25 protein-coding genes are annotated in these 26,136 nt (G+C 70.1%); 10 read left to right on the top strand and 15 right to left on the bottom strand.

All coding sequences use genetic code 11. The features are described 5' to 3' along the window. Positions 1 to 419: 419 nt before the first annotated feature. Positions 420 to 1,061 (bottom strand): DNA-3-methyladenine glycosylase, encoded by a 642-nt coding sequence (locus ACWCRB_RS34670; protein WP_450999851.1) that lies wholly within the window; start codon positions 1,059 to 1,061, stop codon positions 420 to 422. 146 nt (positions 1,062 to 1,207) lie between these two features. Here ACWCRB_RS34670 and ACWCRB_RS34675 point away from each other — a divergent pair, with 146 nt between their 5' ends. After that, complete coding sequence (locus tag ACWCRB_RS34675) at positions 1,208 to 1,990, top strand: sporulation protein (RefSeq protein ID WP_369033720.1); 783 nt, start codon at positions 1,208 to 1,210, stop codon at positions 1,988 to 1,990. 74 nt (positions 1,991 to 2,064) lie between these two features. Here ACWCRB_RS34675 and ACWCRB_RS34680 read toward each other — a convergent pair whose 3' ends face one another. Then, a complete protein-coding gene (locus ACWCRB_RS34680) occupies positions 2,065 to 5,442 on the bottom strand; it encodes a LamG-like jellyroll fold domain-containing protein (protein ID WP_450999852.1) in 3,378 nt (1,125 codons plus the stop codon). Between the two features lie 102 nt (positions 5,443 to 5,544). Here ACWCRB_RS34680 and ACWCRB_RS34685 point away from each other — a divergent pair, with 102 nt between their 5' ends. Both ACWCRB_RS34685 and ACWCRB_RS34690 read left to right on the top strand, forming a co-directional pair. Beyond that, a complete protein-coding gene (locus tag ACWCRB_RS34685) occupies positions 5,545 to 6,084 on the top strand; it encodes a YbhB/YbcL family Raf kinase inhibitor-like protein (protein ID WP_450999853.1) in 540 nt (179 codons plus the stop codon). Positions 6,085 to 6,268: 184 nt separating this feature from the next. Next, positions 6,269 to 6,775 carry an HNH endonuclease gene (locus ACWCRB_RS34690; protein ID WP_450999854.1) on the top strand — a complete coding sequence of 169 codons (507 nt, stop codon included), beginning with the start codon at positions 6,269 to 6,271 and terminating at the stop codon, positions 6,773 to 6,775. Positions 6,776 to 6,888: 113 nt separating this feature from the next. On the opposite strand, the gene ACWCRB_RS34695 is transcribed toward ACWCRB_RS34690, so the two are convergent. The 3 genes from ACWCRB_RS34695 to ACWCRB_RS34705 all read right to left on the bottom strand — a co-directional run bounded on the left by ACWCRB_RS34695 (position 6,889) and on the right by ACWCRB_RS34705 (position 9,316). Continuing rightward, the gene (locus ACWCRB_RS34695) at positions 6,889 to 7,839 is read right to left on the bottom strand and encodes an SPFH domain-containing protein (protein WP_450999855.1); all 951 of its coding nucleotides are present in this window, start codon (positions 7,837 to 7,839) and stop codon (positions 6,889 to 6,891) included. 149 nt (positions 7,840 to 7,988) lie between these two features. Continuing rightward, positions 7,989 to 8,420, bottom strand: a complete 432-nt coding sequence (locus ACWCRB_RS34700; protein WP_450999856.1) for an NfeD family protein — start codon at positions 8,418 to 8,420, stop codon at positions 7,989 to 7,991. A 104-nt stretch (positions 8,421 to 8,524) separates the two neighbouring features. Further along, positions 8,525 to 9,316: an ABC transporter ATP-binding protein gene (locus tag ACWCRB_RS34705; protein ID WP_369033726.1), complete on the bottom strand. Its 792-nt coding sequence runs from the start codon at positions 9,314 to 9,316 to the stop codon at positions 8,525 to 8,527. Between the two features lie 129 nt (positions 9,317 to 9,445). Between ACWCRB_RS34705 and ACWCRB_RS34710 the strand changes: the two genes are divergently transcribed. Then, complete coding sequence (locus tag ACWCRB_RS34710; RefSeq protein WP_450999857.1) at positions 9,446 to 10,228, top strand: hypothetical protein; 783 nt, start codon at positions 9,446 to 9,448, stop codon at positions 10,226 to 10,228. A gap of 174 nt (positions 10,229 to 10,402) precedes the next feature. Here ACWCRB_RS34710 and ACWCRB_RS34715 read toward each other — a convergent pair whose 3' ends face one another. From ACWCRB_RS34715 to ACWCRB_RS34730, 4 genes are all read right to left on the bottom strand, one after another. Continuing rightward, on the bottom strand, positions 10,403 to 10,642 hold the full coding sequence (locus ACWCRB_RS34715) for a chaplin (protein ID WP_450999858.1): 240 nt from the start codon (positions 10,640 to 10,642) through the stop codon (positions 10,403 to 10,405). A 148-nt stretch (positions 10,643 to 10,790) separates the two neighbouring features. Continuing rightward, complete coding sequence (gene chpE, locus ACWCRB_RS34720; protein WP_450999859.1) at positions 10,791 to 11,036, bottom strand: chaplin ChpE; 246 nt, start codon at positions 11,034 to 11,036, stop codon at positions 10,791 to 10,793. Positions 11,037 to 11,183: 147 nt separating this feature from the next. Continuing rightward, the gene (locus ACWCRB_RS34725; protein ID WP_450415783.1) at positions 11,184 to 11,825 is read right to left on the bottom strand and encodes a response regulator; all 642 of its coding nucleotides are present in this window, start codon (positions 11,823 to 11,825) and stop codon (positions 11,184 to 11,186) included. Beyond that, positions 11,818 to 12,963 carry a GAF domain-containing sensor histidine kinase gene (locus ACWCRB_RS34730; protein ID WP_369033730.1) on the bottom strand — a complete coding sequence of 382 codons (1,146 nt, stop codon included), beginning with the start codon at positions 12,961 to 12,963 and terminating at the stop codon, positions 11,818 to 11,820. The genes ACWCRB_RS34725 and ACWCRB_RS34730 overlap by 8 nt, the downstream gene beginning before the upstream one ends. Positions 12,964 to 13,150: 187 nt before the next feature. On the opposite strand from ACWCRB_RS34730, the gene ACWCRB_RS34735 reads away from it, so the two are divergent. The 3 genes from ACWCRB_RS34735 to ACWCRB_RS34745 all read left to right on the top strand — a co-directional run bounded on the left by ACWCRB_RS34735 (position 13,151) and on the right by ACWCRB_RS34745 (position 15,971). Beyond that, positions 13,151 to 13,846 (top strand): SDR family NAD(P)-dependent oxidoreductase, encoded by a 696-nt coding sequence (locus tag ACWCRB_RS34735; protein WP_450999860.1) that lies wholly within the window; start codon positions 13,151 to 13,153, stop codon positions 13,844 to 13,846. Further along, the gene (locus ACWCRB_RS34740; RefSeq protein WP_450999861.1) at positions 13,843 to 14,892 is read left to right on the top strand and encodes an S-adenosylmethionine:tRNA ribosyltransferase-isomerase; all 1,050 of its coding nucleotides are present in this window, start codon (positions 13,843 to 13,845) and stop codon (positions 14,890 to 14,892) included. Before ACWCRB_RS34735 ends, ACWCRB_RS34740 begins: the two co-directional genes overlap by 4 nt. A gap of 341 nt (positions 14,893 to 15,233) precedes the next feature. Continuing rightward, positions 15,234 to 15,971, top strand: a complete 738-nt coding sequence (locus ACWCRB_RS34745; RefSeq protein WP_450999862.1) for a transglycosylase SLT domain-containing protein — start codon at positions 15,234 to 15,236, stop codon at positions 15,969 to 15,971. Between the two features lie 76 nt (positions 15,972 to 16,047). On the opposite strand, the gene ACWCRB_RS34750 is transcribed toward ACWCRB_RS34745, so the two are convergent. After that, positions 16,048 to 18,567 (bottom strand): FHA domain-containing protein, encoded by a 2,520-nt coding sequence (locus ACWCRB_RS34750; RefSeq protein WP_450999863.1) that lies wholly within the window; start codon positions 18,565 to 18,567, stop codon positions 16,048 to 16,050. Between the two features lie 238 nt (positions 18,568 to 18,805). Between ACWCRB_RS34750 and ACWCRB_RS34755 the strand changes: the two genes are divergently transcribed. Together ACWCRB_RS34755 and serB are read left to right on the top strand one after the other, a co-directional pair. Beyond that, positions 18,806 to 20,959, top strand: coding sequence for a streptophobe family protein (locus tag ACWCRB_RS34755; RefSeq protein WP_450999871.1), 2,154 nt, complete (start codon positions 18,806 to 18,808; stop codon positions 20,957 to 20,959). A 105-nt stretch (positions 20,960 to 21,064) separates the two neighbouring features. After that, a complete protein-coding gene (gene serB, locus ACWCRB_RS34760) occupies positions 21,065 to 22,267 on the top strand; it encodes a phosphoserine phosphatase SerB (protein WP_369033736.1) in 1,203 nt (400 codons plus the stop codon). Positions 22,268 to 22,430: 163 nt separating this feature from the next. Here the strand turns inward: serB and ACWCRB_RS34765 are convergent, their stop codons facing one another. The 4 genes from ACWCRB_RS34765 to ACWCRB_RS34780 all read right to left on the bottom strand — a co-directional run bounded on the left by ACWCRB_RS34765 (position 22,431) and on the right by ACWCRB_RS34780 (position 24,925). Then, the gene (locus tag ACWCRB_RS34765) at positions 22,431 to 22,949 is read right to left on the bottom strand and encodes a SixA phosphatase family protein (protein WP_450999864.1); all 519 of its coding nucleotides are present in this window, start codon (positions 22,947 to 22,949) and stop codon (positions 22,431 to 22,433) included. A gap of 85 nt (positions 22,950 to 23,034) precedes the next feature. Then, positions 23,035 to 23,241 (bottom strand): hypothetical protein, encoded by a 207-nt coding sequence (locus tag ACWCRB_RS34770; protein ID WP_369033738.1) that lies wholly within the window; start codon positions 23,239 to 23,241, stop codon positions 23,035 to 23,037. Between the two features lie 157 nt (positions 23,242 to 23,398). Beyond that, positions 23,399 to 23,515, bottom strand: a complete 117-nt coding sequence (locus ACWCRB_RS34775) for an SGM_5486 family transporter-associated protein (RefSeq protein ID WP_105974872.1) — start codon at positions 23,513 to 23,515, stop codon at positions 23,399 to 23,401. Between the two features lie 84 nt (positions 23,516 to 23,599). After that, a complete protein-coding gene (locus ACWCRB_RS34780) occupies positions 23,600 to 24,925 on the bottom strand; it encodes a CynX/NimT family MFS transporter (protein ID WP_450999865.1) in 1,326 nt (441 codons plus the stop codon). A gap of 58 nt (positions 24,926 to 24,983) precedes the next feature. Here ACWCRB_RS34780 and ACWCRB_RS34785 point away from each other — a divergent pair, with 58 nt between their 5' ends. Beyond that, the gene (locus ACWCRB_RS34785) at positions 24,984 to 25,673 is read left to right on the top strand and encodes a FadR/GntR family transcriptional regulator (RefSeq protein ID WP_450999866.1); all 690 of its coding nucleotides are present in this window, start codon (positions 24,984 to 24,986) and stop codon (positions 25,671 to 25,673) included. Here ACWCRB_RS34785 and ACWCRB_RS34790 read toward each other — a convergent pair. After that, positions 25,648 to 26,007: a hypothetical protein gene (locus ACWCRB_RS34790; protein WP_450999867.1), complete on the bottom strand. Its 360-nt coding sequence runs from the start codon at positions 26,005 to 26,007 to the stop codon at positions 25,648 to 25,650. The genes ACWCRB_RS34785 and ACWCRB_RS34790 overlap by 26 nt on opposite strands. Positions 26,008 to 26,136: the final 129 nt, after the last annotated feature.

The following is a 26,136-nucleotide window of genomic DNA, read 5'->3' on the forward strand; positions in this document are numbered from 1 at the left end:
CACGAATGTGATGGACGGGGTATCAACATATCTGGCGTTGATTTTTGGCACGCTGTTGAGTTCTCAAGGAACGGACGCTTCCTTCGTACTCACCCTCTCGGGCTTTCCTCCGGGCAGTTTCCCTTCGGTCTTGCGTTTCCGACTCTATCAGATCGTTTTCTGATCCGATTCCCTGTCGGCGGGATTGTCTTTGGTCTTCCGGCTTTCGCCCGTCGCCCTTTCGACATTCACTACGTTAGCCGATTCCCTCGGCGACTCATAATCGAGTTCCGCGGGTTCGCAATTCAGTGTGCGGGCACACCGAAATCGCCCCCGCTGAGAGGGAGTCGTAGGTAGTGGGTTGGCCACTTCCGGCTGCAGGCGATCGCCGTACCCGGTTCAAGCGGCTCGGGCTACATTACGGACCCCCCAAGAGCTCGTCAAGTTGAGCGACGACGGGGCGCATGGGCCCGATAAGGGCTCACCGTAGGGTCGTTGGTGATCCAGAAGCGCCAAGGGTGGACGCCCCCGTCGCCGGCGACGCCGGTGCGCGGACCGCTGCTCACCTGGCCGGAGGTGACCGGGGTGCCGGTCAGGATCATGATCGGTGCGGCCCCGGGAGCGCAGGCGTCCGTACCGTCGAGGGCCCTGTCCACGTCCAGGGCTGTGGCCAGGCGGGCCGGGCCTTTGGCCAGTTCCTTGTCGTTTCGGGCTGAAATTCGACGTTTGCGGGCGAGTTCGGCGCCCTCGATGATCTCGCCGGCGCGGAGCAGGATCCCGCTCGCCGTGCCCTCGGGGCCGCACACCAGGTTCATGCAGTGCCACATGCCGTAGGTGAAGTAGACGTACACATGGCCGGGCGGACCGAACATCACGCTGTTGCGGGGTGTGGGGCCGCGATAGGCGTGGGAGCCGGGGTCGTTCGGGCCGTCGTACGCCTCCACCTCTGTGAGGCGCAGTTCGATCGGACCGTCCGGGGTGGTGCGGACCAGGACGCGGCCCAGGAGGTCCGGGGCAACCTCCAGTACCGGCCGGTCGAAGAACTCCCTGGGGAGGGGCGTACGGTCAGCGGGCGCGATCATGCCGTCCGAGCGTAGTGCAGGCGTGTCCCGGTGAACGGGGTGGCCAGGAAGCGTCCGCCTTGCCAGGGTGAGGCACGGAACCGGCCACGGTCGGATCGCGTTTCTAAGGATCAAGGGATCGCAAGGATCGCTGGAGAAGGAGAGACATGGCGTTCAAGAAGCTGCTCGCGAGCCTGGGTGCCGGTGGGGCTTCGGTCGAGACGGTGTTGACGGAGGTCAACGTCGTTCCGGGCGGTGTCGTCCAGGGTGAGGTGCGGATCCAGGGCGGTTCCGTCAACCAGCAGATCGAAGGGCTGTCCGTAGGACTCCAGGCCAAGGTCGAGGTCGAGGGCGGCGACCAGGAGTACAAGCAGGACGTCGAGTTCACCAAGGTGCGGCTGGGCGGGGCCTTCGAGGTCCAGGCCGGTGCCGTGCACACCGTGCCGTTCGGCCTGGAGATCCCCTGGGAGACGCCGGTCACGATGATCGACGGTCAGGCGCTGCGCGGGATGAACATCGGGGTGACCACCGAGCTGGCGATCGCGCGCGCCATCGACTCCGGTGACCTGGACCCCATCAACGTGCACCCGTTGCCCGCACAGAAGGCGATCCTGGACGCCTTCCTGCAGCTGGGCTTCCGTTTCAAGAACGCAGACCTGGAGCGCGGTCACATCCGCGGTACGCGGCAGAAGCTGCCCTTCTACCAGGAGGTCGAGTTCTTCCCGCCGTCGCAGTACCAGGGCCTGAGCCAGGTCGAGTTGAGCTTCGTCGCCGACGAGAACGCGATGGACGTCGTACTGGAGATGGACAAGAAGCCCGGGCTGTTCAGCGAGGGCAGTGACACCTTCCGGTCGTTCCAGGTGGGCCTGCACGACTACCAGAACACCGACTGGGCGGCGTACCTGAACCAATGGCTGGCCGCGGTCGGCAGCAAGCGCAACTGGTTCTAGCAGCGAGTACAAGCGCGGGAGGGGCAGGCAACGCCCGAACGGCGTTGCCTGCCCCTCCCGCGTTCCTCCGTACGTCACATGCGGGCGTAGCCCTGTGTGGTGACCTTCTCGAAGGAGAGGCGGGCCGTGATCGAGCGGTCCGTCGGGTCGGTGTTCTGTTCGCGCAGGGTGGTGAGTTCGGTGGGGGTGAGGGCGCGGCGGACGAGGCGGAACTCGTCCAGGGAGCCCTTGAAGCGGTATGCGGAGGCGCCGTCCGGGCGGCCGCCCAGGTGGACGCCGGTCACGGTGAACGCGTCGCCGTAGGTGAGCGAGCCGGCCGGGACCGTGCCCGTGGTGCCGGTCACGCCGTCGATGGACAGGGTGAGTTGGGTGCCCTTGCGTTGCAGGACCACGTGGTGCCAGTCGGTGCCGGAGCGGAACACGGTGTCGGGTGCGTACGCCGTGGTGGCCGCCGCTTCTGTCTGGATCAGGGCCGCCAGGCGGCCGTTCGCCGGTTCGGCGCGCAGCCACAGTTGGCGTTCGGTGCCGCCCTGGCCGTACGCCCACGCCAGTACCGGAGTTCCGGTGGCCGTCGTGGCGTCGTAACGGACCCAGGTGGCGAGGGTGAAGTCGCCGGCGCCGAGGGACTCCGAATCGCTGGACGGGAGTTCGACCGCGTCGTCGGTGCCGTCGAGCGTGATGCCGCCGCCGAAGGCGCCGTCCGTGGCGGAGAAGGCCGGGGCGCCGCGTACGTAGGCGTTGTTGCAGTGGGTGGTGGTGTCCGGGGTGGCCGGGCCTGTGGTGGGGCGGGCGATCTCGTGGGCCTGGGTGGTGCCGTTCTCCATCGGCCACCAGACCTTGCTGTCGGTGGGATAGGCGCTCGTGCCCGATCCGGACGCGGCTATCTTGCCGGTCTCGGTGTCCGTGAGGGCGCGGTGGTAGATGCGGAGGTCGTCGAGGGTGCCGGTGAGGATCTCGGTCGTGGTCGTGCCGGGGCGGGAGCCGATGCGCAGGCCCGGGACGGTGGTGCGGCCCTCGGTGAAGGAGCCGGTGAGGCCGGTGGCCTGGGTGGTGTGGGTGCCGTCGACCTCGACCGTGAAGGTGCTGCCCGCGCGCGTGGCGGTCAGCAGATGCCATTGGTTGTCGCCGAAGGCCGTCCGGGTGTCGTCGGGGTCGGGGATCGCGAAGTTGGTCCGGCCCTCGTTCGTCTCCGCCCAGGCGTAGAGGCCGTCGTCGCCGGGGCGGGCGCGGATCCACAGGGAGGGTTGGCCCGAGGCGGTGCCGTATGCCCAGAGGAGGGCCGCGGCGGGTGTCGTGGGCGTGGCGCTGTAGCGGAACCAGAGGGCGTACGTGAAGTCGCCCGTGCCCGGGTCGACGGCGGGTACGTACGGGACCTCGACGCCCGGGCGGTCCGTGGCGACCGGGAGGGCCGAGGCGCCCATGCGGTACTCGTCCGTCACGCGCGGGGTGGCGTCCGTGGCGAGCAGGAGAGTGCCGTCGGCGCAGTTGCCGGAGATGTCGTCCTCGATGGCGACCGTGGTGAGCGGGTCGGGGTCCGTGGCGGTGTCGACGGTCTGGAAAGGGAGGTGGGCGGCGAGGGCGTCGGCCGCGCCGGTGGCCGTGTTCTGGGTGCGCAGTTCCGTCAGTTGGGTGTCGGTGAGGGCGGTGTCGTACATCCGGAACTCGTCGAGGGCGCCGGTGAAGACGTCGCTCGCGCCGGCGTCCGATTTCGCGCCGAGGCGGATGCCGTCGACGCCGGAGGCGCGGGGTGAGGTGAGCGAGCCGGTGACGCCGGTCCTGGTGACGGTCGTACCGTCGACCGCGAGGCTGATCTTGTCTCCGGAGCGGACCAGGGTCAGGTGGTGCCAGGCGTTGTCGCCGTAGGCCGCGGAGCCGTCGGGGGCCTGGAGGGTGACGCTGACCCTGCCGCCGGAGCCCTCGGCCCAAGCCACGATCTGGTTGGTGCTGGGCACCGCGCGGATCCACAGCTGCGGTTTGGCCGCGTTGTAGCCGTACGCCCAGAGCAGGGCGCGTTGGGGCGTGGTGGAGGTCGCCGTGTGCTTGAAGAGGAGTGAGTACGTGACGTCGTCCGCGCCCGGGTCGACGGTCGGGCTGTACGGGATGTCGGCGTATCCGCCGGGGCTCGGGAAGTCGAGCGCCTGCCGGAACTTGCCGCTCACGCCGGCCGGACTGCCGCTCAGGTAGGCGTCGTTGGCGTCCGGGGTGGTGTCGGGGGTGGTGGGACCGGCGTCCCGCGACGGCTGTGGGAGGACCGTGCCGTCGAAGGTGCCGGGGAGTCCGATCGTCGTCGGGGCGAGGCGGTTGAAGTAGATGTTGGCGGCGGAGAAGTCCTGGCCTCCCTCGTAGACCAGGCCTATCTCGCCGCCGGTGAGTTCGGCGAGGTCCGAGTAGCCCGCGCGGTCGGCGTTGATCCGGCCGCTCGGGGCGTCGGTCCAGGTGGCGCCGCGGTTCGTGGAGTAGCGGATGCCGAGGTTCGCGCGGCCGGGACCGAGTGGGGCGGCGAGGATCAGGGTGTCGCCCGGGGTGGACTGGTAGGTGTGTGTCAGGGACAAGACCGAGGCCTGGATCTGGGGTGTGGTCAGACCCGCGACCGTGTGGAGGCCGACCGTGGTGCCGCCGTCGGTGCTGATGACGTGGGTGCGGTGCGGTTTGGTGTCGTCCTGCTCGTTGCGAGTGGCGAGGTAGACGTCGCCGTTCGCGAGTTCGGCCACCGAAGTCTCGGTGGGCTTCAACTCCCCCGCCACGTACGAGTTCTCGGTGGTGCTCGCCTGCCAGGTCTCGCCGTGGTCGGCGCTGTAGAGGACGCCGGCGAGCTGGGTCGTGGAGTTCGGGCTCTCGTACGCGCCGACGACGAGGCGGCCGGCGTACGGGCCGTTCTTGAGCTGGATGCCGTGGGCGGGGCCGGTCGCGAACCAGCCGCTGGTCCTGCCGCTGAGGCGGGTGAGGGCGCTCGGGGCGCCGAAGGTGAGACCGTCGTCGGTGCTCTTCTGGACGTACGGTATGCGCGTGCCGCGGCTCGCCGGTTCGCCGGTGGAGACCAGGAAGACGTCTCCGGTGACCTCGTCGGCGACGGGCGAGGCGTTGTCGCGGGTGTACGGGGCGTCCGGGTCGGTGGCGGTGCCCGCGAGGGCGACCTTGACGGGGCCCCAGGTGCGGCCGTCGTTGGTGGAGCGGCGGACCACGATGTCGATGGGGCCGCGGTCGGCGCAGGAGGGTGAGGAGCGGCCCTCGGCGAAGGCGAGCAGGGTGCCGGCCTTGGTGCGGATCAGGGTGGGGATGCGGAAGCAGCCGTAGCCGCCGGTGCCGGAGCGGAAGAGTACCTGTTGGTCGCCGACGATCCGGTCGGTGGATATCCGGGTGCCGCTCGCTTCCGCGGGCGGGATGGCAACTAGGCTGGCGGCCAGGGCCATCAGGGCTGTGATCAGGGTTCTTCGGCGTACGTAACAGGTCATCGGGCCAACGTAGTCAACGCAGTTGACACCTCGGTGACGCGGGATGCCCGAGGCCTTCCCAGTCGATTCGATCCCCATCCGATCCCATCAGGAGGTATCCACGTGACCGAGCTGAAGAGGCCGCCGCTGCCGCACGACTTCCATCCGCCCGTGCCGTCGTTCACGGTCACGAGTGAGGATGTCGAGGCGGGTGCGACGCTCAAGGACGCTCAGGTCTACGCGTCCGGCAACACCTCGCCGCAGCTGCGGTGGGAGGGGTTCCCGCCGGAGACCAGGAGTTTCGCCGTGACCTGCTACGACCCGGACGCGCCCACGGGCAGCGGGTTCTGGCACTGGGTCGCGTTCGACATCCCGGTCTCGGTGACCGAGTTGGCGACGGGTGCGGGCAGCGGCAAGTTCGAGGGGCTGCCCGAGGGCGTGGTCCAGGCGCGCAACGACTACGGCACGAAGGACTTCGGCGGTGCGGCGCCGCCGGCCGGGGACGGTCCGCACCGGTATGTGTTCACGGTGTACGCGGTGGACCAGGAGAAGCTGGGCCCGGACGCGGACGCGTCTCCCGCGTACGTCGGGTTCAATCTGCGGTTCCACGCGATCGCGCGTGCCCAACTCGTCGGTGAGTACGAGGTTCCCGCCGAAGACTGACGTTCATTGAACGTTTGCCCGCCTCTGGTCTTGGAAGTGATCAGAGGCGGGCATTTTTTGTGCCGGGGGTCCGGGGGGTGTCCCCCGGCGAGCACAGATATTGCGTTGTCCATCTCGGCGTGCCCGGCCAGAGTTGATCCAAGCCCGCCATGCGGTGGGCCGGTGAGCATAGGAGGTGGGCTGGATGCGAGACACGCTGGTACTGAACGCGAGCTTCGAGCCGCTGTCGACGGTGACGTTGAACCGGGCCGTCGTTCTGGTGCTGCAGGACAAGGCTGTTGTCGAGCAGGCCCACCCCGAGATCCGTATGCGCGGAGCGGCGGTCGACATACCCGCGCCGCGGGTGATCAGGCTCTGCCGCTATGTCCGGGTGCCCTTCCGAAGACAAGCTCCGTGGTCGCGGCGGGGTGTGCTGGTCCGGGACCGGCACAGGTGCGCGTACTGCGGTCGGCGGGCGAGCACTGTCGACCATGTGGTGCCGCGGGCGCAGGGTGGGCAGGACTCGTGGTTGAACACGGTGGCGTCTTGTGCGGAGGACAATCACCGTAAGGCTGCGCGGACTCCGGAGCAGGCGGGGATGCCGCTGTTGCGGCAGCCGTTCGAGCCGACGCCGGCTGATGCGATGCTGTTGGCTTTGGGGCAGGACGACTTTGATGCGCTGCCTGAGTGGTTGGGGCAGCCGGCAGCCTAGTTCTGGGGTCCACCGGTTGTTCGTTGGCAGTGGGCTCGTTGTGGCTTGTCGCGCAGTTCCCCGCGCCCCTAAAAGCAGGGCGCGGGGACAGGTCCCGGAGTTTTGATGAGCCGTCAGTCTGTGATTGACGGCTTCTCTCGGCGTTCTGTGGGGGTGTCCGTGTTGCCTCCGGTGCCTGAACCGCCGCCCATGCCGCCGAAGTTGCCCATGGCTCCGGAGAGGCCCTTGAGGGCGTCGCCGATTTCGCTGGGGACGATCCAGAGCTTGTTGGCGTCGCCCTGGGCGATCTTCGGGAGCATCTGGAGGTACTGGTAGGAGAGGAGCTTCTGGTCCGGGTCGCCGGCGTGGATGGCCTCGAAGACCGTACGGACGGCCTGGGCCTCGCCCTCGGCGCGCAGGGCGGCTGCCTTGGCCTCACCCTCGGCGCGCAGGATCGCGGACTGCTTCTCACCTTCCGCCGTGAGGATCTGGGACTGGCGGATACCTTCGGCGGTGAGGATCGCGGCGCGCTTGTCACGGTCGGCGCGCATCTGCTTCTCCATCGAGTCCTGGATGGAGGTCGGCGGCTCGATCGCCTTCAGCTCGACGCGGTTGACGCGGATGCCCCACTTGCCGGTGGCCTCGTCGAGGACTCCGCGCAGGGCCGCGTTGATCTCCTCGCGGGAGGTCAGGGTCCGCTCCAGGTCCATGCCACCGATGATGTTACGGAGCGTGGTGACGGTGAGCTGCTCAATTGCCTGGATGTAGCTGGCGACTTCGTAGGTCGCGGCCCGGGCGTCGGTCACCTGGTAGTAGATGACGGTGTCGATGTTGACGACCAGGTTGTCCTGGGTGATCACCGGCTGCGGCGGGAACGGCACGACCTGCTCGCGGAGGTCGATGCGGTTGCGGATGGTGTCTATGAACGGGACGACGATGTTCAGCCCGGCGTTGAGCGTCCGCGTGTAGCGGCCGAACCGCTCCACGATCGCTGCACTCGCCTGTGGAATGACCTGGATGGTCTTGATCAGGGCGATGAAGACCAACACCACCAGGATGATCAGGACGATGATGATGGGCTCCATCGTGGCTCCCCGTACCCTTCTCCGCCTCGGCGCGCTTACGGAAAGATCTTATGCCTGTTGAAGATCTTGCTTGTTGAAGATCTTGCTGGTCGAGTGTGACAGACCGTCGGCTGCCTCGTGCACGTTCCGTTCACTTGCGTCGTGCGAGGTCACATGACGATCGCCGTGGCCCCTTCGATCTCGACGACGTCCACCTCTTGGCCTACCTCGTAGGCGACTTGGGCGTCGAGGGAACGGGCCGACCAGATCTCTCCGGCGAGCTTGATCCGGCCGTCGGAGCCGTCGACGCGTTCCAGGACGACGGCCCGCTTGCCCTTCAACGCGTCGATTCCGGAGAGGAGTTGGGGCCGATCGCCACGGTGCCGGGTCGCGATGGGCCGTACGACGGCGATGAGCGCGGTCGATACAGCGGCGAACACCAGTACCTGGACGACGAGTCCGCCGCCGAGTCCGGCCGTGCCGGCGCCCGCCAGGGCGCCCACGGCGAGCATGCCGAGTTCCGGCATCGCGGTCACCACGAGCGGGATACCCAGCGCCGCCGCGCCGATGAGCCACCACACCCATGCGTCGATGTCGTCCACGTCGTCATGGTAGGTCCGCGGGCCTGGTCACCGACAGGGCGCCGATCAACTTGGCACAGGCTTCTTCCAGTTGTTTTACAAGGCGGCTCATGTGCCGTGCGCCGTCAGGCCATCGGCAGACCCTGCGCGGTCCAGCGTTCGCCGCGCTGCTCGACGAGGAGGGGGAGACCGAAGCACATCGACAGGTTGCGGGAGGTGAGTTCGAGTTCCAGCGGGCCCGCGGCGAGCACCTTGCCCTGACGGATCATCAGGACGTGGGTGAAGCCCGGGGCGATCTCCTCGACATGGTGCGTGACCATGATCATGGAGGGCGCGATCGGGTCGCGGGCGAGCCGGCCGAGACGGCGTACGAGGTCCTCGCGGCCGCCGAGGTCGAGGCCGGCGGCGGGCTCGTCGAGGAGCAGCAGCTCGGGGTCGGTCATCAGGGCGCGGGCGATGAGGGTGCGCTTGCGCTCGCCCTCGGAGAGGGTGCCGAAGCGGCGGTCGAGGAAGTCGCTCATACCAAGGCGGTCGAGGAAGGCGCGAGCACGCTGCTCGTCGATGTCCTCGTACTCCTCCTGCCAGCCGGCCGTCATGCCGTACGCGGCGGTCAGCACCGTCTGGAGCACGGTCTGGCGCTTGGGCAGCTTGTCGACCATGGCGATGCCGGCCATGCCGATGCGCGGGCGCAGTTCGAAGACGTCGACCTTGCCGAGGGTCTCGCCGAGGATGGTGGCGGTGCCCTGGCTGGGGTAGAGGTAGCTGGACGCGAGGTTCAGGAGGGTCGTCTTCCCGGCGCCGTTCGGGCCGAGGATGACCCAGCGCTCCCCCTCCTTGACCGACCAGGAGACCTGGTCCACCAGAGCCCGGCCCTCGCGGACCACGGATACGTCCTCCAGCTCCAGAACATCGCTCATGAGCGGGTTGTCTCCCATTGAAGTATCGGCCAGTCTCGCGTTCGTGTGCGCCTGTGGGCGCAGCCCCCCACGAAATCTACGCCACCGGTCGGCCGGTCCCGCCCCTCGGTCGGTCCTTAGGGTGGAGGCATGCTCTCGGAACCACGCTCAGGACGACTGGCCGCATGGGGAAATGCCCTGTTGGCCGGACTTGTTTCGCCGGACGACGCGGTAGTGGCCATCGTCGGGGAGGACGCCGTGCACCGGGTCGAGGGGCTGCCCGGTGAATCGGCGCCCGTCGGTCTCACGCTCGCGCTGGGGCGGCTGCGGACGCTGGGTGCGTCCGGGCTGCGGATCGCGCTGCCCGCGCCCGGGCATCCGCTCGGGCTGAGCGGGCCCCCCGAGTTCAACGCGCGGGCGCTGGACGCGGAGGAGGCGGTGATCTGCGAGGGCGCCGCGCTGGGGCTGGTGCCGGAGGTGTACGAGGTCGGGCCGGCCGGGGACGTACACGTCGAGGTCGTCTGGCACTGTCTGCCCGTACGGGAGGCGCCCCCCGCCGATGTGCCGTCCCTCGGGGAGGCCGAGCGGGAGTTGGCGGAGGCGTTGCGGGACGCGACGGCGGTGTTGTCGCGGCTGGACGTCGCCGGGTCGGGGCCGGTCGCGGAGGCGGCGATCGACGCGTACCGGGCGCGGGCGGAGGCCGGGCGCGAGGTGTTGGCGCCGGGGTATCCGCCTCGGGCGGTACGGGTGCTGGAGTTGGCGCAGCGGGTGGGGCTGCTGATCTCGGTGGCGTCCGAGAACGGGCCCGGGGGTGCGGTGAGCGCGTCGGAGATCTCGGCGCGGGCCGAGGCGTTGCGGCCGGTGGAGCGGACGGCTCGGCGGGCGCAGGTCGCGGCGTACAACTCCGTTGTGGTTGAGCGGGGGGTGCGGTGAGGTTTGTTCGGGGGTGCGGGTCTGTTGGTGTGGGCGTCTCTGGGGGCTGCCGCCCCCAGGCCCCCGCTTCGGCCTGGACGGCCTCGTCCTCAAACGCCGGACGGGCTGAAACGTAACGCCGAGAGCCCCGCGAACCGTTCTTGTTCGCGGGGCTCTCGGCGTTACCGTCCGGTGTCAGTCGTTCACGCCGGTGTTGCCGAAGGCCGGGTTCAGGGCGCCGATGAGGTTGGCCGTGTTGCCGACGGCGTTGACCGGGACGTGCACGGGGACCTGGCCGAGGTTGCCCGAAGCCACGCCCGGGGACTTCGCGGTCACACCGTGGGCGTCCGAGTCGGCGGCGGCTGCACCCGCGCCGGCGCCCGCGGCGGCACCGGCGATCGTGACGGCCACGGCTGCCTTCTTGGCGATGTTCATGGGAAGCGTCCTCCTGCGATTGCGTGGGCGACCCGGCCGCGGGTCGTACGCCGCGCAACGCGGGAGAGGTGCCGGGCGATACGGATCCCTACGGTGAAATGCCCGTCCGGGGCAATCCGCGACGCCCGACCGACCTCCCCACGGTTTCTCAGTGGTTGAGGCCGAGGTTGCCGAAGGCGGGGTTCAGCGCGCCGATGACGTTGACGCTGTTGCCCACCACGTTCACCGGGATGTGCACCGGGGCCTGGATGAGGTTGCCCGAGGCGACACCCGGCGAGCCGACGGCCTTGCCGTCCGCGTGCGCACCGTCCGTGGCGGAGGCGAAACCGGCGCCGGCGGCGACCAGGCCACCCGCGACCATCGTGACAGCGACGGCCTTCTTCAGGTTCTTCACTTCTGAGCCCTCCCATTGCGTTCACCGCGGCAGGTCGCCGCGGCACGCACTGAAGAACGCCGGAGATCCACGAAGGATGCGCCATCCGGGGGACATTCCCACGACGGTATGAATCTCAGCCCGGAAGGGAACGCTCCGAATTGCCGGTCATCCGGTCACACCGTGACGTACCGCCCACAACGCCGCCTGGGTGCGGTCCGCCAGATCGAGCTTCATCAGGATGTTCGAGACGTGTGTCTTCACCGTCTTCTCGGACAGGACCAAGGCCCTCGCTATCTCCCGGTTCGAGCGGCCGTCCGCGATCAGTGTCAGTACTTCCCGCTCCCGCTCGGTGAGCGAACCGCCCCTCCCTTGGCCCGAGTGCGTCTCCTCCTGGGTGAGGAGCGCGCCGGCGACCTCCGGCTGGAGCAGGATGTGTCCGGCGTGGACGGAGCGGATGGCTCCGGCGAGGGCGTCGGGGTCGATGTCCTTGTAGACGTACCCGGCGGCGCCCGCGCGCAGCGCCGGGACCACCGTGCGCTGTTCGGTGAAGCTCGTGACGATCAGCACGCGCGCGGGGTTGTCGAGTTCGCGGAGCTTGCGCAGCGCCTCGACGCCGTCCATGCCCGGCATCTTGACGTCCATGAGGACGACGTCGGGTTTGAGTTCCTCCGCGCGGTCGACCCCCTCGGCTCCGTCCGACGCCTCGCCCACGACCTCGATGTCGCCCTGCACTTCGAGGAACGTGCGCAGGCCGCGGCGGACCACTTGGTGGTCGTCGACGAGCAGCACCTTGATCGCGTCAGCCACCGGGGACCTCCATCTCGATGGTGGTGCCCTTTCCGGGCGCCGATTGCACATCCAGCCTGCCGCCGACCCCACTCGCCCGGTCCCGCATGGAGACCAGGCCGAGGTGGCGTCCGGCGCTACGTACCGCCGTCGGGTCGAAGCCGCCGCCGTCGTCGGTGATGCGCAGGGCCGCGCCCTGGCCGCGCTTCGTGAGGGTCACCTCCACCAGGGCCGCCCCGGAGTGTCTCAGCGCGTTGTGCAGGGCCTCCTGGGCAACCCGCAGCAGCGCCTCCTCCTGGGCCGCCGGCAGGGCACGGACCCCGCGGCTGTCGAAGGTCACGCGCGCGGAGTGCGCTCGGTCGAGGACCTGGGCGTGGGTGCGGAGCGTGGCGATCAGGCCGTCCTCGTCCAGGGCCGTGGGGCGCAGTTCCACGACCGCCGCGCGCAGTTCGTCGGCCGCCTCCGCGGCGAGCGCGGCCACCTGCTGCAACTCGCCCTTGGCGCGGTCGGGGTCGCGGTCCACCAGGGTGGCGGCGGCCTGGGCCGTCAGGCGCAGGGAGAACAGCTTCTGGCTGACCGCGTCGTGCAGTTCGTGGGCGAGGCGGGAGCGTTCCTCGGCGATGGTCAGTTCGCGGCTGCGTTCATAGAGGCGGGCGTTGGTCAGGGCGATCGCCGCGTGCTGGGCGAGGATCGACAGGAGTTCCTGGTCGTCCTCGGTGAAGCCGCAGCCGCCGTCCGGCTTCGCGCAGTTCTTGTTGGCCAGGAACAGGGCTCCGAGCACCTCGTCGCCGTCCCGGATCGGCAGGCCCAGGAAGTCGGACATGTCGGGGTGGGCGGAGGGCCAGCCCTCGAAGCGCGGGTCCTTGCGGACGTCGGCGAGGCGCTCGGGCCTGGCCTCGTCCAGCATCGCGGCGAGGATGCCGTGCCGGCGCGGGAGGGGGCCGATGGCCTTCCACTGGGCGTCGCTGACGCCGTCGACCACGAACTGGGCGAAGCCGCCGTGGTCGTCCGGGACGCCGAGCGCGGCGTACTGCGCGTCGAGCAGCTCTCTGGCGGAGGCGACGATCGTCTTGAGGACGTCGCGCACCTCCAGGTGCCTGCTCATGGCCAGCAGCGCGGCGCTCACCGCGGACAGACCGGACCGTGGTCCTTGACTCATGCCCTCACGGTACCGGCGGGGTGTGACAGTGCGTATCCGCCCAGTGGTGGCCCCGGTCTGGGCCGAAGGGCCTAGGGCAAAGGGCCCCACCGGATTGCGGCCCCCGGACGAGGCGGCCGGGACGGTCCCGTTCCTACGTTGGGTGCACTGCCGATCACCGGCAGCCGAGGACGAGGGGACGCGTGTCATGCCGGTAGCGATCATCACGGGGGCTTCCAAGGGGCTGGGGCGGGCGCTGGCCTCGGCGCTCGCCCAACGCGGCTGGGATCTCGTACTGGACGCCAGAACCCCGGCGGCCCTGCATGCCACCGCCGAGGCGCTCTCGGCGCACGGAGGGCGGGTGGAGGCCCTCCCAGGGGATGTCACGGACGGCGGTCACCGTGCCGGGCTGGTCTCGGCGGCGCGGAAGCTGGGCGGCGTCGATCTCCTGGTGAGCAACGCGAGCGCGTTGGGCGCGGAACCCCTCGTACGGCTGGAGGGGCTGTCCCTGGAGGGGCTGCGACGGGCGCTTGAGGTGAATGTCGTGGCCGCGCTGGGCCTGGTCCAGGAGGCGCTGCCGCTGTTGCGGGAGTCGGCGGCCGGGACGGTGATCGCCGTCAGTTCGGACGCGGCGGCCGAGGCGTACGAGACGTGGGGCGGCTACGGGGCGTCCAAGGCGGCCCTCGACCAGCTGGCGGCGGTGCTCGGGGAGGAGGAGCCCGGGGTGCGGGTCTGGGCGGTCGACCCCGGTGACATGGGGACGGACCTGTACGCGGCGGCCGTACCGGACGACGACGATCCGCGGCCCGAGCCCGGCAGCGTCGTGCCCGCGTTTCTGCGGCTGCTGGACGAGCGGCCGGCCAGCGGGCGGTACTCGGCGCCGTCCCTGCTGGAGGTGCGATGACGCTGACCGTGCGGGTGCCGGAGGAGTTGTCGGCGCGGGTGCCGGCCGAGCAGCGTGGGCCGGGTCTTGACCGGGACGACGTACGGCTGCTCGTGTCGCGGGGGACCGCGGTGTCGCATCACGCGTTCGCCGAGCTGCCCCGGCAGCTGCGGGCCGGGGATCTGCTCGTCGTCAACACGTCGCCGACGCTGGCCGCCGCCGTGGACGGGTGGATCGGGCACGCGCGCGTGGTGGTGCATTTCTCGACGCGTGGGGACGACGGGCGGTGGGCCGTCGAGCTGCGGGATCCCGACGGAAGGGGCACCACGCGCGCGCGTGCGGGCGGACCCGAGGGAACGGCCGTACGGCTGCCCGGGGGCGTACGGCTGGTCCTGGAGGAGCCGCTGACCGCGTGCGCCGCCCGGCTGTGGTGGGCGCGGGCGGACGGGCAGGTGCCGCCTGTCCTGCGGGCGCACGGGCGCCCCATTCGTTACTCCTATACGGAACGGGACCAGCCGTTGGCCGTCTATCAGACGGTGTTCGCGCTGCCGTCCTGCGACGGGGCGGGCAGCGCGGAGATGCCGAGTGCCGCGCGGCCCTTCACCGCGCGGCTGGTGGCGGAGCTGGTGAGCCGGGGTGTGCAGTTCGCGCCCGTCCGGCTGCACACGGGGGTCGCGTCGACGGAGGCGCACGAGCCGCCGTATCCGGAGCGGTTCGCGGTGCCGGAGGCCTCGGCCCGGTTGATCAACGCCGTGCGGGCCGGGGACGGGCGGGTCGTGGCGGTCGGTACGACGGCGGTGCGGGCCGTGGAGTCCGCGGCCGGGCCGGACGGTGTGGTCTGGGCGGCCGAGGGGTGGACCGATCTGGTGGTGACGCCCGAGCGCGGAGTACGGGTCGTCGACGGGCTGCTGACTGGGCTGCACGAGCCTCAGGCGTCGCATCTGCTGATGCTGGAGGCGGTCGCGGGGCGGGCGGCGATCGACCGTGGGTACGAGGAGGCGCTGCGCGAGCGGTACCTGTGGCACGAGTTCGGGGACGTGCATCTCCTCCTTCCGGCGGAGGCCTGAAACAAATGCCTCACGCTGAGCATTGCTCTCGCAACTACTGGTGAGATGCGTGTGCGGCCGATGTGACCCCGCACATAGGACGCACATCACTTACTAGGGGTCATAGGAGACAAACGCTCACACGGTGAGCGGGAAAGACGCTCCGGTCTGTCCTATTTTGCCCTTCACGGGTCCACTACCCCTCCTAGTACGTCACACCTTTGCCACACAATTTTGCGGCCGCTAAGAATGGCAGCCGTCGCTCAGCGCCGCGGGTTCCGCCCGCGGCGTTTGTGCCGGAAGCACCACTGTCCCCACCGGACGCCGAGCGACCTCCGCGCTATTCGAAGAGGTCCACCGCCATGCCCAAGAACACCGCCACTTCCGGTCACAGTCGCAAGCTGACCAGGACCCACAAGTTCTCGATCGCCGGAGTCGCCACGCTCGGCGCGGCCGCCCTCGCGTTCACCGCGGTGCCGGGCAACGCGCAGACCACCTCCGAGGTCGCCTCCGTCACCGCTCCCGTGGTGTTCAGCCAGGAGCGGGCCAAGGACGTGAAGGCGAGCGTCACCGACCAGCTGGCCGGCGCGACCGTGAAGGCCGAGGCCGCCGCGGCGAAGAAGAAGGCAGCCGACGCCGCTGCCGCAAAGAAGGCCGCCGCGAAGAAGGCCGCTGCCAAGAAGGCTGCGGCGAAGGCGGCGAAGGAGCGCGCGGCGAAGGCGGCCGCGAGCCGGGCCGCCAAGCGCGCCGCCATCAAGAAGGCCGCCGTGAAGTCGTACAGCAACAACCTGGACGGCTGGATCAAGGAGTCCCTGGACATCATGAAGGCCAAGGGCATCCCGGGTTCGTACAACGGTCTGTACCGCAACATCATGCGGGAGTCCTCGGGCAACCCGAACGCGATCAACAACTGGGACATCAACGCCATCAACGGCGTCCCGTCGATCGGTCTGCTGCAGGTCATCAAGCCGACCTTCGACGCGTACCACGTCTCGGGCACCGTCCACAGCCAGTACGACCCGGTCGCCAACATCACGGCCGCCGCCAACTACGCGGCCGACAAGTACGGCTCGATCGACAACGTCAACGGCGCGTACTGAGGCCGCGCGGACCTCTCGTACGCCGAAGGGCGGCACCCCCGCCGGGGTGCCGCCCTTCACCGTCGTACGGGCTCGGTCACTTGCGCATGACCTCGGGCTCGTGGCGGCGCAGGAAGCGGGCCACGAAGAAGCCGCAGATCACGCCGAGGGCGATCAGGGCGGCCATGTCGATGCCCCAGGCCATGGCCGTGTGGTCCCAGAGGGGGTCCGTGCTGCCGGGGTCGTCGACGTTCGGGCTGATCTTGTTGAAGTCGAGCGTGGCCCCGGCGGCGGCGACCGCCCAGCGGGACGGCATCAGGTACGAGAACTCGTTGACGCCGATGTTGCCGTGCAGGATGAACAGACAGCCCGTGAACACGACCTGGATGATCGCGAACATGACGAGCAGCGGCATGGTCTTCTCTGAGGTCTTCACCAGGGACGAGATGACCAGGCCGAACATCATCGACGTGAAGCCGAGCGCCATGATCGGGATGGAGAGTTCCAGCAGCACGAGCTTGCCGAAGATCAGGCCCTCTTCGGGGACCGTGCGGCTGGCGAAGCCGATCGCGCCGACCATGAGGCCCTGCAGGACCGTGATGAAGCCGAGGACGATCACCTTGGACATCAGATACGCGGAGCGCGACAGACCGGTCGCGCGCTCCCGTTCGTAGATGACCCGTTCCTTGATCAGCTCGCGGACGGAGTTGGCGGCGCCGGCGAAGCAGGCGCCCACCGCGAGGATGAGGAGGACGGTGGTGGCCGTGCCGTTCGGGATGTTGACGCCGTTCCTGGCCACCTTGCCGGGCAGCAGGGTCTTGTCCGGGTCGATGAGCAGGCTCACCGCGCCGAGGACCGCGGGCAGGATCACCGTCAGCGCCAGGAAGCCCTTGTCGGAAGCGATGACCGCCGTGTACCGCCGGATCAGGGTCATCAGCTGGGAGCCCCAGCCCTGCGGCTTGGGCGGGCGCATGGCCTGTGCGGGCGGCATGTGTACGGACTGCGGGGCGACGGCGTCGATGTCCGCGGCGTACATCTGGTAGTGCTGCGAGCCCTTCCAACGGCCCGCCCAGTCGTAGTCGCGGTAGTTCTCGAAGGCGGAGAAGACATCGGCCCAGGTGTCGTAGCCGAAGAAGTTCAGAGCCTCCTCGGGCGGGCCGAAGTACGCCACCGCGCCGCCCGGCGCCATCACCAGGAGCTTGTCGCAGATCGCCAGTTCGGCCACGGAGTGCGTGACGACGAGGACCGTACGGCCGTCGTCGGCGAGGCCGCGCAGCAGCTGCATGACGTCGCGGTCCATGCCCGGGTCGAGGCCGGAGGTCGGCTCGTCCAGGAAGATCAGCGACGGCTTGGTGAGCAGCTCCAGGGCCACCGACACGCGCTTGCGCTGGCCGCCGGAGAGGGAGGTGACCTTCTTCTCCTTGTGGATGTCGAGCTTCAGCTCGCGCAGCACCTCGTCTATGCGGTGCTCGCGCTCCTCCGTCGTGGTGTCGGCGGGGAAACGCAGTTTGGCCGCGTACTTGAGGGCCTTCTTGACGGTCAGTTCCTTGTGCAGGATGTCGTCCTGCGGGACCAGACCGATGCGCTGGCGCAGCTCGGCGAACTGCTTGTACAGGTTCCGGTTGTCGTAGAGGACATCGCCCTTGTTGGCCGGGCGGTAGCCCGTGAGCGCCTTCAGGAGCGTCGACTTGCCGGAGCCGGACGGGCCGATGACCGCGATCAGCGACTTCTCCGGTACGCCGAAGGAGACGTCCTTGAGGATGTCCTTGCCGCCGTCCACCGTAACCGTCAGATGGCGGGCCGAGAAAGAGATCTCGCCGGTGTCGACGAACTCCTCGAGCCGGTCGCCGACCAGACGGAAAGTGGAGTGGCCGACGCCGACGATGTCGTTCGGGCCGAGCAGCGCGGTGCCACCCTTGGCGATCGGCATGCCGTTGACGTACGTGCCGTTGTGCGAGCCCAGGTCACGGATCTCGAAACGGCCGTCGGGCGTCGCGTGGAACTCGGCGTGGTTGCGGGAGACCTGGAGGTCGGAGACGACCAGGTCGTTCTCCAGCGCACGGCCGATGCGCATCACGCGGCCGAGGAGCAGCTGGTGGAAGGTGGTCGGGCTGCGGTCGCCGTACACCGGCGGCGCCCCCGCGCCCGAGTCGGGGCCCTGCTGCCGCGGGACCGCGGCGGCCTGCTGCGGCTCGGACCGCGGCCAGCTCTGCTCCGGCGCCTGCTGCTGCGGCGGCGGCTGCTGAGCCCAGCCGGGGCTCGCGCCCTGGGCCGCGAACGGCTGCTGCTGAGGCTGCGCCGCCTGCGGTGTCGCGACCGAGGCGGCACTGCTGGAGAGGTTCAGCCGCGGGCCGTCGGTGGCGTTGCCGAGATGGACGGCCGAGCCGGGCCCGATCTCCATCTGATGGATGCGATGCCCCTGCACGAAGGTGCCGTTGGTGCTGCCGTGGTCCTCGATGGCCCAGCTCCGGCCCCCCCAGCTGATCGTGGCGTGCCGCCAGGAGACCCTGGCGTCATCGAGCACGATGTCCCCCTGCGGATCACGTCCGAGGGTGTACGGCCTGGACGAATCGAGCGTCCAGGTCCGTCCGTTCAATTCGAGTACGAGTTCAGGCACTCCAGCCCCACTGAGTTGTCCCCCGAAATTAGCCCCAACACGGGGAGTCTAGGGATGTCGAACATCGTGGGGAACTATTTCAGGCTCAGCCCCTGACCGAAAGTCGGGCCTTGCGGACGGAGCGTGCAAGCGGACAGCGACGCGCCGTTGACGGGGTGGAAACCGGCCCGGAGAGTGGTAATCCCACGCGAGGGGGACACGCGGGGTGGACCGCCGCCGCGCGGATCGGGGGCTGACGATGGGCATCGAGACCGCCGAGCAGGGCAGGAGGCTGCCGTGGGGAGACGTGCTGCTCTCCGCGATCGCCGCTGTGAGCTGGGCGTTGATCGGAATGGCGGGCACGGCCGCGCTCGGACTGCATCTGCTGGAGGCGGACTCCACGGCCTCTCTCGGCCCGATGACCGCGGCGGTTGTGGCACTTGGGGCGGGTGGTTCGGTCACCCCGTCCGGTGATGTGTCGGCCTTCGGCCTGAAAGGAGCGGAGGCGGCCACCGCCATCGAGATCACGCCACTCGGCGTCGGCCTGGTGGGTGCGTTGCTTTTGTCCTGGTTCTTCCTACGGTCCCTGCGCGGCGCGGGAGTTGTGATCTCCCTGTCCGAACTCCTCACGCGCGCGGGTGCGGTGATCGCCCTTTTCGTCGCGACCCTGGGCGGGCTGGCCTGGGCGGGGCACGACGTCATCACGATCGACGGCGGCGCTCTGGGCCTCGACGATCTGCCGGGCACGGGCGGCGGAGGCGACGGGGGCGGGGGTCTCGACATCCCCGGGCTCGGTGACATCAGCGGTCTGCTGCCCGACCGGGTCGGAGACCTGGTCGACGCGAAGGCGGCGGTCGGCTTCACCGTCGACACGCTGCCCACCCTGCTCGGCGGCCTGGTCTGGGCGGCCGGAGTCCTAGCGATCGCCCTCCTGGCCTCCCGCCGCACTCCCCTGCCACCCGGCTGGGAAGCGGTCCACCGCGTCGTACGTCCGGCTGCGTCCGCCCTGGTCACGGTGTTGCTGGTGGCGGTGGCGGCCGGGTTCGCGGCGGCGGCGTACGCGGCGATCGGCGACGACCATCCCAAGCGCATCGCGGGCGCGGCCCTGCTCGGCGCCCCCAACGGGGTCTGGCTGGGCGTCCCGATCGGCCTGTTCGTCCCGTTCGACGGCAGCGCGTCCGGGATCCTGGTGAACGTCCTCCCGGACCCCCTGGACCGGCTCCTCAGCAGCTCGGAGACCGATCAGTCGGTCAGCCTCGGCAAACTGGCCGAACTGGACAGCCGGGTGTGGCTGTTGGGCGTCGCGGCGGTCCTGATGATGCTGCTCGCGGGCATCCTCGCGGCGGCCCGGACACCGCTGGCCCGAGGTGTCGGCCCGGCCGACGTCCACGCGCGCGTGCCTCTCGCCGTACGGGATCCCGGCGCCCTGCGTTTCGTCGGCCGCTGCGCGCTGCGGCTGGGGGTGGTGACGGCGGTGGCGCTGCCGCTGCTGGCCTGGCTGGCGGAGGTGTCCGTGGACGCCTCGATCTCGGTCCTGGGCTTCGACGCGTTCGGCGCCGGAATCCAGCTGCACGGGCAGCTGGTCGCGGCTGTGCTGCTGGGCGCGCTGTGGGGCGCGGCCGCGGGCGCCGCCGGCGCGCTGCTGGCGTACGTGAGCGGGGCGGCGGGGTGGCGGGCGGTGCCGTTGGCACTGGGTGACACATGGGCGGGTCCGGCCGGGCCGGGAGGGGCGGGAGCGGCGACCGGGACCACGGGGACGCTGGGAGCTGTGGGGGCGACCGGGGTGACGGGTACGGCGGCCGAGGAGGCGCGGTACGGCGGTCACCCGGAGCAGGCCGGCGGGCCGGGCCCGTATCCCGGACCGCCGTCCGGACCGCCTTCCGGACCCCCGTCCGGCCCTTACGCGCCCGGTTCGCCGTACCGGCCGCCCAACCGCGACACCAATCCGTATCTGCGGCTGCCCGACGGGCTCCTGGAACCCGAGGACGCCCGGCCGGCCGAGCCGGGGCGGCCCTATGAGGGAGGCCAGCAGCCGGGGTCCGGATCCGGTCGGCCACCCGCGAGCGGTCGGGTCCCCTACGGCCGCCAGTCGTACGAGGGCGGGTGGCCGCCCGATGCCCCGCGTACGGGAGCGGGGTCGCCCGAAAGGAGCAGTGGGCCGGAGCGGGCCGGTTCCGGTGAGCGGAGTGAGCCCGGGAGCGGTCCGGGCGAGGGGCGCGGCTCGGGTGAGGACGAGCAGCCGCCCGAGAACCTGTACGGCCTTCCCACCATGGCCAGGCCGGTGACGCCGCCGCCACGACGGCCGGGGTGGCGCAGGGGCGGCTCGCCGGAGTCCCCGCCGGAGAAACGCACTCCTCCCCCGCCACCGCCGCCTCCGCCCCCACCGCCACGCACCCCCAAGGGACGGCGCTGACCTGCGCGTAAGCTTTTCGTCACGCACCCGAAACGTATTGTTCCCCGTCCGTCAGGCGGACCGCGTGCGCGGTGGGCACTGGGTGCCGGATACGGTGGAAACACCATGAACGCTGCGCAGACAGTTGACGTACCCACTCTTCTCGTCAAAATCTTCGGCAAGGACAGACCGGGCATCACCGCCGGTCTGTTCGACACGCTTGCCGCCTACTCCGTGGACGTGGTCGACATCGAGCAGGTCGTCACGCGTGGCCGCATGGTGCTGTGCGCGCTGGTGACGCAGCCGCCTGCCGGGCTCGAAGGTGATCTTCGGGCCACCGTCCACAGCTGGGCGGAGTCCATGAAGATGCAGGCGGAGATCATCTCCGGGCTCGGTGACAACCGGCCGCGCGGACACGGTCGTTCGGTCGTCACCGTGCTCGGGCATCCGCTGACCGCCGAGTCGACCGCCGCCATCGCCGCGCGGATCACCAGGACCGGCGGCAATATCGACCGTATCTTCCGGCTCGCCAAGTACCCCGTGACGGCGGTCGAGTTCGCCGTCTCCGGTGTCGCGACCGGGCCGCTGCGCACCGCCCTGGTCACCGACGCGGCGGCACTCGGTGTCGATGTCGCGGTCGTCGCGGCGGGGCTGCACCGGCGGGCGCAGCGTCTGGTCGTCATGGATGTGGACTCGACGCTCATCCAGGACGAGGTGATCGAACTCTTCGCCGCGCACGCGGGCTGCGAGGACGAGGTCGCCAAGGTGACCGCCGCCGCGATGCGCGGGGAACTGGACTTCGAGCAGTCGCTGCACGCGCGCGTGGCGCTGCTCAAGGGGCTCGACGCGTCGGTCGTGGACAAGGTGCGCAGCGAGGTCCGGCTCACGCCGGGAGCGCGCACGCTGATCCGTACGCTGAAGCGGCTCGGCTTCGAGGTCGGGGTCGTCTCGGGTGGGTTCACCCAAGTCACGGATGATCTCAAGGAGCGGCTCGGGCTGGACTTCGCCCAGGCCAACACGTTGGAGATCGTCGACGGGAAGCTGACGGGCAAGGTCGTCGGCGAGATCGTGGACCGGGCGGGCAAGGCTCGGCTGCTGCGGCGGTTCGCCGCGGAGGCGGGGGTGCCGCTGGACCAGACCGTGGCGATCGGTGACGGGGCGAACGATCTGGACATGCTGAACGCGGCGGGGCTCGGCGTTGCGTTCAACGCCAAGCCGGTGGTGCGGGAGGCTGCGCATACTGCGGTGAACTTCCCGTTCCTGGACACCGTGCTGTATCTGCTGGGGGTTACTCGGGAAGAGGTCGAGGCGGCGGACACCCACGAGTAGCCCTCTGGGAGTTGGGCGGGGCGGCTGCTCTTTGGTGGGGGCTTCTGTTTCGTCGCCGGGTGCGGGTTGCAGGCTGTGCCCACCCGTTCCGCCCGTGCGGAACGCCTGCCCACAGCCTGCCTGCTAACGCCTGTCCACAGCCTGTCTGCCTGCGTCGGCCTGTCTACTCCGTCGGGGCCCAGTAGTCGAGCAGTGTCGCCGTGCCCGGTTCCAGGGCCTTCCAGGGGCCCTCGAAGGTCAGCACCGCGAAGGCCGCTGCCGGGAAGCCCAGGTTGGTCAGCTTCGTTCGGGTGTCGCTCTCGGTGTCGCCGGTCAGGATGTCGGTGAGGGCCTGCACTCCGGGGTTGTGGCCGATCAGGACCACGTTGCGGGTGTCGTCCGGGGTTTCGTTGAGCAGGGCGATGAGCTGGCCGGGTGAGGCCTCGTAGATCCGCTCCTCGTAGACGGTCTTCGGCCGTTGCGGGAGTTCCTGGACCGCGAGTTTCCATGTCTCTCGGGTCCGGGTGGCGGTGGAGCACAGGGCCAGGTCGAAGGGGGTGCCGGTGTCGGCCAGTTTTCGTCCGGCGACAGCGGCGTCCTTCCGGCCCCGGTCAGCGAGCGGGCGCTCGTGGTCGGCCACCTGGGGCCAGTCGGCTTTCGCATGCCGGAAGAGGACGATCGTGCGGGATTCTGCGACGCTCATGGCATCCAGCTTCGCATGAAACACGCCATGGGGCGCAGGGAGTTGACGGGCGGCTCCGCAGGTGGGAATGAGGCATTTACGGCGCTCAACGCACCACCAGCTCCCGCGCGCGCTCAAGGAAGTGGGCGATCACCGGGTCGCCCGTCGCCGCCTGTGCGTCGGTCGGGTTCAGCATCAGGGCGAGCAGCACGACGAACGCGAGCGTCGGCAGGGCCAGGGCCCACCATGGCAGCCGTATGTCGACTCCACGCGTGGTCGCCGGAAGGGGCCGGGAGTGCGTGCGGGCCGACATGATGCCTCCGTGGGTCTTCGAGCCGTCGGTGGCCCGGATCTCGCGGCCACACCTCGAAGTTACGGAACCGGCGGGCCTCAACCCATCCGGTGATCCACCCACTTGACCCTGAGACTCGCCCCCTAGGGGATGGTGGGGATACCCCCACCAACGGCCCTCACGGTGAGGCGATGGTCGCGATGACGGCGATGATCACGAAGATGGCGAAGAAGGAGCCGAAGACGAGCAGCATCTTCTTCTGGCCGTTCTGGGGGTTCGGGTCGAGCACTGGCATACGGCCAGTCTCGCACCCGTCGCACCTGCCCGTGCCTCCGGGGTGCCCGGGGTGCCCGGGGTGCCCCGCAGCCCGGGGGTGGGGTCAGCGGGCCGCCTCCGCCTCGTCCTCGACCGTGCGATCGCGTCCGGCCAGTACGCCCACCACCATCTGCGGCAGCATCAGGCCGGCCATCAGCGCGAGCGGCAGCCCCCACCCCCCGCTGTGCTGGTAGAGCACGCCCACGAGGAGCGGCCCGGGGATGGAGATCAGATAGCCCGTGCTCTGCGCGAAGGCCGACAGCTGGGCGACGCCAGCGCCCGTCCTGGCCCGCATCCCGACCATCGTGAGGGCCAGCGGGAAGGCGCAGTTGGCGGTGCCGAGCAGGACCGCCCAGGCCCAGGCGCCGCCGGCCGGCGCGAGGTACAGGCCCGCGTACCCGAGGAGTCCGCACACGCCGAGGAAGACCACGATCGGGCCCTGGTGGGGCAGGCGTGTGGCGACGCGCGGGATGACGAAGGCGAGCGGCACGCCCATCGCCATGGTCACGGCGAGCAGCAGTCCGGCGGTGCCGGCCGGGACACCCGCGTCCCGGAAGATCTGCGCCAGCCAGCCCATGGTGATGTAGGCGGCGGTGGCCTGGAGCCCGAAGAACACGGCGAGCGCCCAGGCGGTACGGCTGCGGGTGATGCGCAGTGCGCCGGCCCGTCGACCGACGGTGGACGTCCCGCGCGCGTGGGGCGCCTCCCGCTGGTCACCGCCCGGGCCCCGTTCCCGTACGAGCGGGATCCAGGGCACCACGGCCACCGCCGCGAGAACCGCCCAGACGGTCAGTCCCGCCTGCCAACTCCCGCCCAGCGCATCGGTCATGGGCACGGTGACCGCCGCCGCGGTGGCGGTCCCGAGGGCGAGGGCCATCGAGTACAGGCCCGTCATGGAACCGACCCGGTCCGGGAACCAGCGCTTGACGACGACCGGCATCAGGACGTTGCTGACCGCGATGCCCATGAGGGCGAGCGCGCTGGCGGCCAGGAAACCGGCGGTGGTGCCCGTGTAGGGCCGGATCGCCAGTCCTGCGGCGATGGCGACCATGCCCCCGCAGACGACCGCGCCGACGCCGAAGCGGCGGGCCAGGCGCGGTGCCATGACTCCGAAGAGGGCGAAACAGAACGAGGGCAGGGAGGTGAGCACTCCGGCCAGGGTGCCGCTCATGCCGACTCCGTCGCGCACCTCTTCGAGGAGGGCGCCGAAGCTGGAGATGGCGGGGCGGAGGTTGAGGGCGGCCAGTACGACGCCGACGACGACCAGCCGCGTGAGCCACGCGCGCGTGGCCGCTCCCCCGGCTTCGCTCTCCGGCCCGGCGGAACTCCGTATGGATGTGGACATGGGCATGGGCATGGACGTCGTCGTCCGGGTTTCCTCGCTCACCATGCCGACTATCATAGAATCATGGGATGATTGGTTGTAGTCCCCCGTGCGAAGATGTGCCATGCCACCGCTGAGCCACCCCCGTCGATCGGCCCTGTCCGAGCAGGTCATCGCCTCGCTGCGGGGCCAGATCACCTCGGGCGAGTGGCCCGTCGGTGCCCGTATCCCGACCGAGCCGGAGCTTGTCGAGCAGCTCGGAGTGGCCCGGAACACCATCCGCGAGGCCGTCCGGGCCCTCGCACACAACGGGCTGCTGGACATCCGCCAGGGCTCGGGCACCTACGTCGTGGCGACCAGCGAGCTGGCCGGTGTGATGCACCGCCGGTTCGCCGACGCGGACCCCCGGCACATCGCCGAGCTGCGGTCCACGCTGGAGTCGGGCGCCGCCGAGCTGGCGGCCCTGCGCCGCACCGAACGCGACCTCAGGCAGCTGGACGCGCTCCTGGTGCGCCGGGACGAGGCCTGGGCGTCCGGCGACGCGGAGGCGTTCGTGACGGCCGACGCGAGCCTGCACATGGCCGTGGTGGCCGCGTCCCACAACGACGTGATGACGGCGATGTACGCGGACCTGGGCGAGGTGCTGCGGGAGTGGCTGCGCGACGACGTGGGCGAGGAGCTGACCCCTGACTCCTTGGTGGACCACGCCCCGCTCGTGGACGCGATCCGCGCGGGCGACGCGGCGGCCGCCGCCAGGGAGGCTGCGGGCTATCCGTTCTCGTGCCGGCTCAGGCCGTCCGCTTCTGGTGGCTGACCCACACCGAGCGGACCTCCTTCCAGCAGCGGCCGGTGAGCCGTACGGTCTGCGCGGGCCCGGCCTCGACCGAGGCGCCGTCGCTGTCCAGGTCCCACCAGCGGTCGCACTCGATGTGCAGACGTACGCGGTCGGTGGCCACGTAGGGGTTGTGGCAGTACGCGGTCACCTCGGAGCCGGCGATCCGGGTGTGGCACGTGGCGCCGAAGGGCTCGGGCCGCTCCGGCTGCCGTGCCTCCACGCGCGCGTGGGCGTGGGGAACGGCCTCGTACGGAAGGGCGGTGGCGAGGGCTACGGCGACGAGCAGCGGGGCGAAGCTGCGAGACAGGCGCACAAGGAAGACCTCCTCGGCCGTGCTCGGGAGGAACGCGAGGTGAACGCGTAATCCAGAGTGCCCAGTTAGCCCTCTCCCCCGCTCGGCCGGATGAGCCGAACGGGTGACACGCCGAGGGCCCGCGCCGGA

The sequence above is a fragment of the Streptomyces sp. NPDC002156 genome, from assembly GCF_053593675.1.

Coding starts and splice junctions, on each gene's coding strand:
- ACWCRB_RS34670 (WP_450999851.1), bottom strand. CDS start 1,061: ATGATCGCGCCCGCTGACCGTACGCCCCTCCCCAGGGAGTTCTTCGAC.
- ACWCRB_RS34690 (WP_450999854.1), top strand. CDS start 6,269: ATGCGAGACACGCTGGTACTGAACGCGAGCTTCGAGCCGCTGTCGACG.
- ACWCRB_RS34680 (WP_450999852.1), bottom strand. CDS start 5,442: ATGACCTGTTACGTACGCCGAAGAACCCTGATCACAGCCCTGATGGCC.
- ACWCRB_RS34780 (WP_450999865.1), bottom strand. CDS start 24,925: ATGGTGAGCGAGGAAACCCGGACGACGACGTCCATGCCCATGCCCATG.
- ACWCRB_RS34730 (WP_369033730.1), bottom strand. CDS start 12,963: ATGAGTCAAGGACCACGGTCCGGTCTGTCCGCGGTGAGCGCCGCGCTG.
- ACWCRB_RS34770 (WP_369033738.1), bottom strand. CDS start 23,241: ATGTCGGCCCGCACGCACTCCCGGCCCCTTCCGGCGACCACGCGTGGA.
- ACWCRB_RS34740 (WP_450999861.1), top strand. CDS start 13,843: ATGACGCTGACCGTGCGGGTGCCGGAGGAGTTGTCGGCGCGGGTGCCG.
- ACWCRB_RS34675 (WP_369033720.1), top strand. CDS start 1,208: ATGGCGTTCAAGAAGCTGCTCGCGAGCCTGGGTGCCGGTGGGGCTTCG.
- ACWCRB_RS34765 (WP_450999864.1), bottom strand. CDS start 22,949: ATGAGCGTCGCAGAATCCCGCACGATCGTCCTCTTCCGGCATGCGAAA.
- ACWCRB_RS34755 (WP_450999871.1), top strand. CDS start 18,806: ATGGGCATCGAGACCGCCGAGCAGGGCAGGAGGCTGCCGTGGGGAGAC.
- ACWCRB_RS34695 (WP_450999855.1), bottom strand. CDS start 7,839: ATGGAGCCCATCATCATCGTCCTGATCATCCTGGTGGTGTTGGTCTTC.
- ACWCRB_RS34715 (WP_450999858.1), bottom strand. CDS start 10,642: ATGAACATCGCCAAGAAGGCAGCCGTGGCCGTCACGATCGCCGGTGCC.
- ACWCRB_RS34735 (WP_450999860.1), top strand. CDS start 13,151: ATGCCGGTAGCGATCATCACGGGGGCTTCCAAGGGGCTGGGGCGGGCG.
- serB (WP_369033736.1), top strand. CDS start 21,065: ATGAACGCTGCGCAGACAGTTGACGTACCCACTCTTCTCGTCAAAATC.
- ACWCRB_RS34745 (WP_450999862.1), top strand. CDS start 15,234: ATGCCCAAGAACACCGCCACTTCCGGTCACAGTCGCAAGCTGACCAGG.
- ACWCRB_RS34775 (WP_105974872.1), bottom strand. CDS start 23,515: ATGCCAGTGCTCGACCCGAACCCCCAGAACGGCCAGAAGAAGATGCTG.
- ACWCRB_RS34785 (WP_450999866.1), top strand. CDS start 24,984: ATGCCACCGCTGAGCCACCCCCGTCGATCGGCCCTGTCCGAGCAGGTC.
- ACWCRB_RS34705 (WP_369033726.1), bottom strand. CDS start 9,316: ATGAGCGATGTTCTGGAGCTGGAGGACGTATCCGTGGTCCGCGAGGGC.
- ACWCRB_RS34710 (WP_450999857.1), top strand. CDS start 9,446: ATGCTCTCGGAACCACGCTCAGGACGACTGGCCGCATGGGGAAATGCC.